This is a genomic window from Streptomyces sp. NRRL B-24085 (genome assembly GCF_001282115.1).
In the GTDB taxonomy this organism is placed as follows: Bacteria; Actinomycetota; Actinomycetes; order Streptomycetales; family Streptomycetaceae; genus Streptomyces.
Window position 1 is genome coordinate 1 of record NZ_LJBR01000138.1, and the last position, 6,415, is coordinate 6,415.

Here is a 6,415-nt window from a genome sequence, read left to right on the forward strand (position 1 = left end):
GGACGACCCCGAGCACCCCACCCCACCGATCGCGCTGTTCCCGACGGCCCCGGCCACCCCCCTCCGGATCGTCGTCGCCGATGACAACCCGGTGGTCCGAGCGGGCCTCACCGCGCTGCTCTCCGGCCGCCCGGACCTCACGGTCGTGGCGGAGGCCGCGGACGGCCGGGAGGCCTACGAGGCCGCGAGCCGGCACCGCCCGGACGTGGTCCTGCTGGACGTCCGGATGCCGGGCGTGGACGGCATCTCGGCGCTTCCGTACCTCGTGCCGATCGCCCCGGTGCTGATGCTGACGTACAGCGGCGAACCGGAGACCGTCCAGGAGGCGCTGCGCAGGGGAGCCGACGGCTACCTCGTCCACGGCGAGTTCACGGCGGACCAGCTCGCCGCGGCCGTACGGGACACCGCGCGGGGCTGCACCCACCTCACGCCCACCGCGGCGAGCGCCCTGCTGACCCAACTACGCGATGCGAATGCACACGTAAACCCCCATGTGTCGTCCCCCGCACAGCCAATTCCCCTCAAAGGCCTTTCGCAACTGCAATCATCTGTGGCACAGTCGAGACAGTCAGGACAGTCGTCACCGGACAGGCCGCGTTTCCAACTCAGCGCGAGGGAGGCGGAGATCATGGACCTCATCGCATCCGGCATGACCAACCAGCAGATCGCCGCCGCCTGCTTCATCAGCGAGAAGACGGTCAAGAACCACATCAACCGCATCTTCGCCAAGCTCCACAGCACGAGCCGCTCCGAGGCCGCCGCGAAGTGGCTGGGTACGGCGCCGAGTTCGGGCCGGGGGGTGGGGTGAGCCGTGCCGACACGAGCTTGGGCCCGGATTTGGGCCCAGGGACCCTGCGCGGACCGGGATCCACGGGTCTACGTTCCGGTTGTCGATGGCGGCGACACCGAAGGGTCTCACGATGAACAACCGGTTCAACGACGACAAGGGTCAGACCGCGGTCGAGTACCTGGGCATCATCGCGGTGGTGGTGGCGATCGTGCTGGCCATTACGGGGACGGACATCGGCAACACGATCTACACGGCGATCGTGGACAAGGTCAACGAAGTCATCAGCGGCTGACCGGGCCTCGTATTCACGGCGACGCAGGGCAGGCTTTCCCCATCTACATCACGGTGGTGGCGGGCCTGCTCTTTCTCGCGTTCGCCTTTCTGGCGGTCGGGCAGGCGGCGGCCAACCGGAACGGCGCCCAGACGGCGGCCGACGCGGCGGCGCTGGCAGCGGCCCTGGACACGCGGGACAAGCTCACCGACAAGTGGGTGGAGAACGTCCTAGATCCCACCAAGTGGCAGGACATCTTCGACGGCGTGGGAGTGGAGTTCGACGGCTGTGCACGGGCGGACGAACTGGCCGCGCAGAACGACGCCACCACGGTGAGCTGCCGATCGCTGACGGGGTTGCCCCCCGGCTACAGCGTCGAAGTCAGGACGAACAAGACCGTCGGTGATTCCATTGTCCCCGGAGTCGAGGGCAAGCAGTCGACGGAGACGGCCGCCGCGGTCATCGAACCCGTCTGCGAGTTCCAACTGCCCGGCGAAGAAGCGGATGTACTGCCGAAGCTCACCTGCCAGGACGGTGGCGAGTGGAGTTTGGACCCCGAGGACCTCACGGACCTGCCCGGCCCCGAGGATCTCTTCGACGTCCACCTGGCGCAAGCGAACGACGAGTGACGAAGGAAGCGGAGTGATGAGCATTCGGTTCACGGCGAAGGCCCGCAGGGGGATGGTCGCGTTGACGATCGCGGCCGGACTGGCCGTCGGCGTGGCCGGTTGCAGCGGTGGCGGCGACGACAAGAAGCCGGAGACCTCGGCGTCGGCCTCCCGCACGGGCGGATCCGACCCGAGTACTCAGGAGGGTGAGTCCGACGAGCCGATGGCGGAGCTGAAGGGCACGAGCGGGTTGCTGCTCCAGATCACCTCGGCCACCCGGGACGCCGGCGGCTTCGTCACGGTGAACGGCAACCTGAAGAACGACGGTTCCAAGCGCATCACCGTTCCACCCGCGGTACGCGGGGACGAGACGGAGATCCTCCGGCACGGCATGTCCCTCGGGGGCGCGACCCTGGTGGACGCCGCCTCGAAGAAGCGCTACTACGTGCTGCGCGACACGGACGGCCGACCACTGACCACGACCGGCTTCTCGTCCCTGCAACCCGGCGAATCACTGGCCGTATTCGCTCAGTTCCCGGCGCCCCCGACAAGCACCACGGACGTCACCTTCCAGCTCCCCACCTTCGCCTCCGCCACCATCCAGATCTCCGGATGACGCCCACCATGGCCGCGACCCGAACCCCACCCCGCCTGGCCCTGGCCCTCACGGTCGTCTCGCTCACGGCGGCCCTGACCCTCACCCCGGCCCGGGCCGACGACGGTCCCAGCGTCCCCCCGGGCACCGAACCCTCCGCCACCGCACCCGTCGAGGTGGACCCCAACGACCCGGACCTGAAGCTCCCGGAGGGCGCCACCCTCGCCGAGGCGAAGGTCCTGGACATCAAGCAGGTCGTGGAGGACCAGAGCGGCGACGAACGCCGTGAGGACACCAACGCGGACGTGAAGTTCGCCCTCCAGGCCGAGGTCCTGTTCGGCAAGGACAGCGCGAAGCTCAACGGCGAGGCCAGAGCCCGTATCTCCGCGATCGCGGCGGAGATCAAGAACCAGAACGCCACCCGTATCCGCGTCTTCGGCTTCACCGACGACCTGGGCAGCTACGCCCACGGCCGCACCCTCTCCCGCCAGCGCGCCAACGCCGTACAGGACGTCCTGGACCAGGAGTTGAAGGACTCGGGCGTCACCTACGAGGTCCGCGGCTACTCCGAGGACTACCCCATCGCCTCCAACGCGACGGAGGCGGGCCGCAAGAAGAACCGCCGGGTGGAGGTGTCGTTCCCGCGGGGGGAGAGCTGACCCGGGACACGAGACGTCACTCAGAGGGGTGATTCGGTACGAGGGCAGACCCGTGCTCGGGTCGCATGCCCTCGGGAGACCGCGTACAGCGATGCTATTTTGCTCCAGCACAGCAGGTGAATTCGCTGTGTCCATGGGGGACTTCCGCCCCGATGGGGACCGGGAGCCGACACGGGGGACAGGACATGTCTGGCGGGACGGACATCGATGATCCGGCAGCTCTGAACCGGGCGGGCAGCGGCGCACGCGAGACGGCGGGGCAGACGCGTACCGCGGGTGCGCATCCGGTGGACGAGACGCGGTCGGCGGCCCGTGACTTCGGCAGCGCTCACTGGAGCGGTGGGCTGGGCGCGGTGCTCAGCGGCCTGGCGGATACCTGGTCGAGTCAGGTGTCGGCGCTCGCGGCCAAGTGCGACAGTCTCGCCGGCCAGTGCGGAGGGTCGGGTCTGCTGTACCAGGACACCGAGGCGGCGAACACGCAGACGATGCGCTCCATGTCGGCCGGGGCCTCGCCCTTCGGGTGAACCGGCACCGCCGCCCGGTTCGGTCGCAGACCGACGAGACACACCACGTCACGCCACAGGGGGACTCACCGCAGCCATGCCGACGTACGAGCAGCTCTACCACCTCAGCCTCGGCAACCTCGGCGAGGCAGCCGAGCGTTGGGAGGAGACCGTCGGCAAGTTCAAGGCCCTGCACACCGGGTTCGGTGACGAGGTTGCCAGACCCTTCAAGCAGGCCGGCTGGAGGCAGCCGGTCCTGACCGCGGCCAAGGCGGGCAACGACGTACGCGCCGCGCACCAGGAGTTCGCGTACGCGCAGAGGGAAGCGGAAGGCATCGCGGGTGTCCTCACGACTCTGCACGCCGAACTGAGGAGAGCCAAGGAGGACCTCCACCGTCTGGCCGACGTGGAGGCCGTGAAGCAGGACCTGCACGTCAGCGCCAGCGGTGTCGTCACCCCCCGCAACGACGCCAACCAGCAGACCTGGGCCCATCACGACCCCGACGGCCAAGCCCTCATTCGCGAGCAGCAACAGGCCTGCGACGCCTTCGTCCGCCGTATCGAAGCCGTCCTGCGGCGCGCCGCGGACGCCGACGAGACCGCCTGCTGGGCGTTGTGCCACGACCTCGGTGGTCACACCGACCACTTCAACTCCAGGGTGGTCACCTCCCTGGACGGCGCCGACGCCACCCGCGCGGCCGAGCTGAAGAAGCAGAGGGGCGGGGCGAAGACGGACGGGTGGGTCGTCGAGGGTGAGTCGGACGCCTCTGGTCTCGCGGTCGGCGCAGCCGCGTCCGGGCCCAGCACGGGAGACGGCTCGCTGGGCGAGGCTGAGGCTCACGCTGACCTCGGCCGGGCATCGGCTGCGGGATCCCTCACCAACGGCCCTTTCCGGCTTGCGGGAGAAGCCGAGGCGTACGCCGGCGCCAAGGGGGTGCTGGGCGGCAGCGCCACCAATGAGGGCATCCAGGGCCAGAGCAGTGGCTTCGCCGGCGGTGAAGCCTCGGCGAAAGGCAGCGCGTATCTCGGGCCGGTAGGTCTCTATGGGCGGGCCCAGGGCGTGGGGGGCCTGGAGGCGAGCAGCAGTGCCACTGTTGGTTTCGAGGGCCTCGCCCTGGGCGGAGAGGCGTTCGCCGGGGCGAAAGGAGGCGCCTCGGGAGGGGCCGATGTCGGCGGTATCGGAGCGGGTGCGACGGCTGAGGGATGGGCCGGAATCGGGGCTGAGGGAGAAGCGACCGTCGGCAAGGGCGAGGACGGCAAGTGGAAGGTCACCACGCACACCGGACTGGCCTTCGGACTCGGCGGTTCCGTGGGCTTCGAGTTCACCGTCGACCCCAAGAAGGTGGGGGACACCGTCGGTGACATCGCCGACGGACTCGGCGCTCTGGTCTGATGCGGGAATCCGCACGCGCTGCCACGGGCGCACCGATACCCGCAAGCCGCCCAACAGGAGCGAGGGGAGACCTGGATGGCCACGACGCTGCCGGTACCGATTGAGTTCGAGCTACCGAAAAGGTGGCGTGCCGCACCCCCTGACGAAGTGGGCGCACCAGGTGCGGCGTTCATCGCCTTGCACTCTCGACCGGATGCCGGTTTCACCGCCAATATCACGATTGACGGTGAGTATCGTCCGGACTCGGTGACGCTCCCCGAGATCGCTGACGGGTCGGTGGCACGATTGCGTGAGACCGGTGCGTCTGTTGTGCTTACCGATCGACGCGAAATGGGTTCTGCGGAGGCTCCGGGTCTCCTCCAGAAACTGGCCGTCTCGACCACCGAGGGCGGCACGCTCCGCGATGTTGTCCAGACTCAGGTGTACCTGTCCCTGCTGGACGTGGCCGAGCCGCGAAGCCGGGTGGTGATCCGCTTGGTGCTGACGTGTACCCACGCCCAATACCGGGAAATCCTGGGAGACTTCGAGGAATTCGTGCGCACGGTCCGGCCGCGCACCGGCACCGAGCAGTAGCCCGGATCGATCTTGCACTTGCAAGCCGCGACCTCATATGTTGACGCGATGGGACTCTTCGACAAGCTGACCGGAACCCGGCGCCCGGCCGATGGCATTGCTCCGCGGTCCGCCGATGAGGTTCGGGCTGCCTTGCTCGGCCTCAATGGCTCTGACGTGCCCTATGTCATCCGGGAAGGCGGTGAGGAAGGCGCGGACCTGGTGGCCGAGTGGCGTCTCCTGGAGCCGGCCTGGCGGACCTTCTTCCTTCGCCGTCAGACGAGCCGGGTGTTCAAGGTCTCTATGCGCCTGGTCCCGGAGAAGAACGAAGTGCGTTCTCTCGACCAGCAATTCGAGGTCGAATGGGTGGGGGACACTCCCACGCTCTCCCCGGCGCGCGACGTTCAGCGCGGTCAGGTGAAGTCCGTTTCGAAGCAATGGTCGCTCGGCAGGGACGAGGACGGAAACCGAGAAGAGACCTTCAGCTTCGACAGCGACGACCTCAAGGACCCGCTTCAGAACGCTGTTCTGAAGTCAGGATGGACTTGGCGCGGAACCATCACCGGCCGACTGTGAAATCAGCGCGGTGGATTCCGTGATGGCCGGTCAACGAGCCGGAGAAGCCTTGGCGTCGGCCTCGAAGCCGAAGTTGATCCGTTTCCCGTCGACTGAGGTCACGGTGATCGTCACCCCCAGGGTGCTGCCGTCGCTTGCTGTCAGCTTGCATCTCATGGTGGTGCCGACCTTGCCGACGAGATCCTTGGGACAGCTGATGTCCGGTTCCGGTCTTCCCGTCGTCGAGGCGAGCTTCTGGGCCACGAGGCCGGCCACCTTGTCCGCGGACATGGTCGGCTCGGACTTCTCGAGGTCGAGCGAGGCCGAGCAGCCTACGAGCAGTGCGCTGACCGCCGACCCTGTGAGAACCGACCGTGCGGCAGTCACCCTGTTCATCAGTACCGCGAACTCCCGTCACGCGAGCAAGGAAGGACTCAAGGTACCCCGCAGCACGCCACCCCCTCACTCCACCACGATCTCCACACCGAA

General features: G+C 68.0%; 10 protein-coding genes. 9 read left to right on the forward strand and 1 reads right to left on the reverse strand.

Annotation, left to right across the window (positions count from 1 at the left end):
* From AOJ26_RS17190 to AOJ26_RS17230, 9 genes are all read left to right on the forward strand, one after another.
* A partial coding sequence (locus AOJ26_RS17190; RefSeq protein ID WP_053849184.1) for a response regulator occupies window positions 1-808 on the forward strand: 808 nt, incomplete at its 5' end.
* A gap of 85 nt (window positions 809-893) precedes the next feature.
* Entirely contained in the window at window positions 894-1,082 is a 189-nt protein-coding gene (locus AOJ26_RS17195) for a Flp family type IVb pilin (RefSeq protein WP_053849185.1), read from the forward strand.
* Window positions 1,079-1,690, forward strand: coding sequence for a pilus assembly protein TadG-related protein (locus AOJ26_RS17200; protein WP_078959930.1), 612 nt, complete (start codon window positions 1,079-1,081; stop codon window positions 1,688-1,690). Before AOJ26_RS17195 ends, AOJ26_RS17200 begins: the two co-directional genes overlap by 4 nt.
* Window positions 1,691-1,706: 16 nt before the next feature.
* A complete protein-coding gene (locus AOJ26_RS17205; RefSeq protein ID WP_053849187.1) occupies window positions 1,707-2,285 on the forward strand; it encodes a hypothetical protein in 579 nt (192 codons plus the stop codon).
* A gap of 8 nt (window positions 2,286-2,293) precedes the next feature.
* Entirely contained in the window at window positions 2,294-2,923 is a 630-nt protein-coding gene (locus AOJ26_RS17210) for an OmpA family protein (RefSeq protein ID WP_053849188.1), read from the forward strand.
* A 185-nt stretch (window positions 2,924-3,108) separates the two neighbouring features.
* Entirely contained in the window at window positions 3,109-3,447 is a 339-nt protein-coding gene (locus tag AOJ26_RS17215; protein ID WP_053849193.1) for a hypothetical protein, read from the forward strand.
* A 76-nt stretch (window positions 3,448-3,523) separates the two neighbouring features.
* Window positions 3,524-4,819 (forward strand): hypothetical protein, encoded by a 1,296-nt coding sequence (locus AOJ26_RS44385; RefSeq protein ID WP_053849189.1) that lies wholly within the window; start codon window positions 3,524-3,526, stop codon window positions 4,817-4,819.
* A 75-nt stretch (window positions 4,820-4,894) separates the two neighbouring features.
* Window positions 4,895-5,392, forward strand: coding sequence for a hypothetical protein (locus AOJ26_RS17225; RefSeq protein ID WP_053849190.1), 498 nt, complete (start codon window positions 4,895-4,897; stop codon window positions 5,390-5,392).
* Between the two features lie 48 nt (window positions 5,393-5,440).
* Window positions 5,441-5,947 (forward strand): hypothetical protein, encoded by a 507-nt coding sequence (locus AOJ26_RS17230; RefSeq protein WP_053849191.1) that lies wholly within the window; start codon window positions 5,441-5,443, stop codon window positions 5,945-5,947.
* A gap of 30 nt (window positions 5,948-5,977) precedes the next feature.
* Here the strand turns inward: AOJ26_RS17230 and AOJ26_RS17235 are convergent, their stop codons facing one another.
* Window positions 5,978-6,322: a DUF4333 domain-containing protein gene (locus tag AOJ26_RS17235; protein ID WP_053849192.1), complete on the reverse strand. Its 345-nt coding sequence runs from the start codon at window positions 6,320-6,322 to the stop codon at window positions 5,978-5,980.
* Window positions 6,323-6,415 lie beyond the last annotated feature (93 nt).

Coding starts and splice junctions, on each gene's coding strand:
- AOJ26_RS17195 (WP_053849185.1), top strand. CDS start 894: ATGGCGGCGACACCGAAGGGTCTCACGATGAACAACCGGTTCAACGAC.
- AOJ26_RS17205 (WP_053849187.1), top strand. CDS start 1,707: ATGAGCATTCGGTTCACGGCGAAGGCCCGCAGGGGGATGGTCGCGTTG.
- AOJ26_RS17210 (WP_053849188.1), top strand. CDS start 2,294: ATGGCCGCGACCCGAACCCCACCCCGCCTGGCCCTGGCCCTCACGGTC.
- AOJ26_RS17215 (WP_053849193.1), top strand. CDS start 3,109: ATGTCTGGCGGGACGGACATCGATGATCCGGCAGCTCTGAACCGGGCG.
- AOJ26_RS44385 (WP_053849189.1), top strand. CDS start 3,524: ATGCCGACGTACGAGCAGCTCTACCACCTCAGCCTCGGCAACCTCGGC.
- AOJ26_RS17225 (WP_053849190.1), top strand. CDS start 4,895: ATGGCCACGACGCTGCCGGTACCGATTGAGTTCGAGCTACCGAAAAGG.
- AOJ26_RS17230 (WP_053849191.1), top strand. CDS start 5,441: ATGGGACTCTTCGACAAGCTGACCGGAACCCGGCGCCCGGCCGATGGC.
- AOJ26_RS17235 (WP_053849192.1), bottom strand. CDS start 6,322: ATGAACAGGGTGACTGCCGCACGGTCGGTTCTCACAGGGTCGGCGGTC.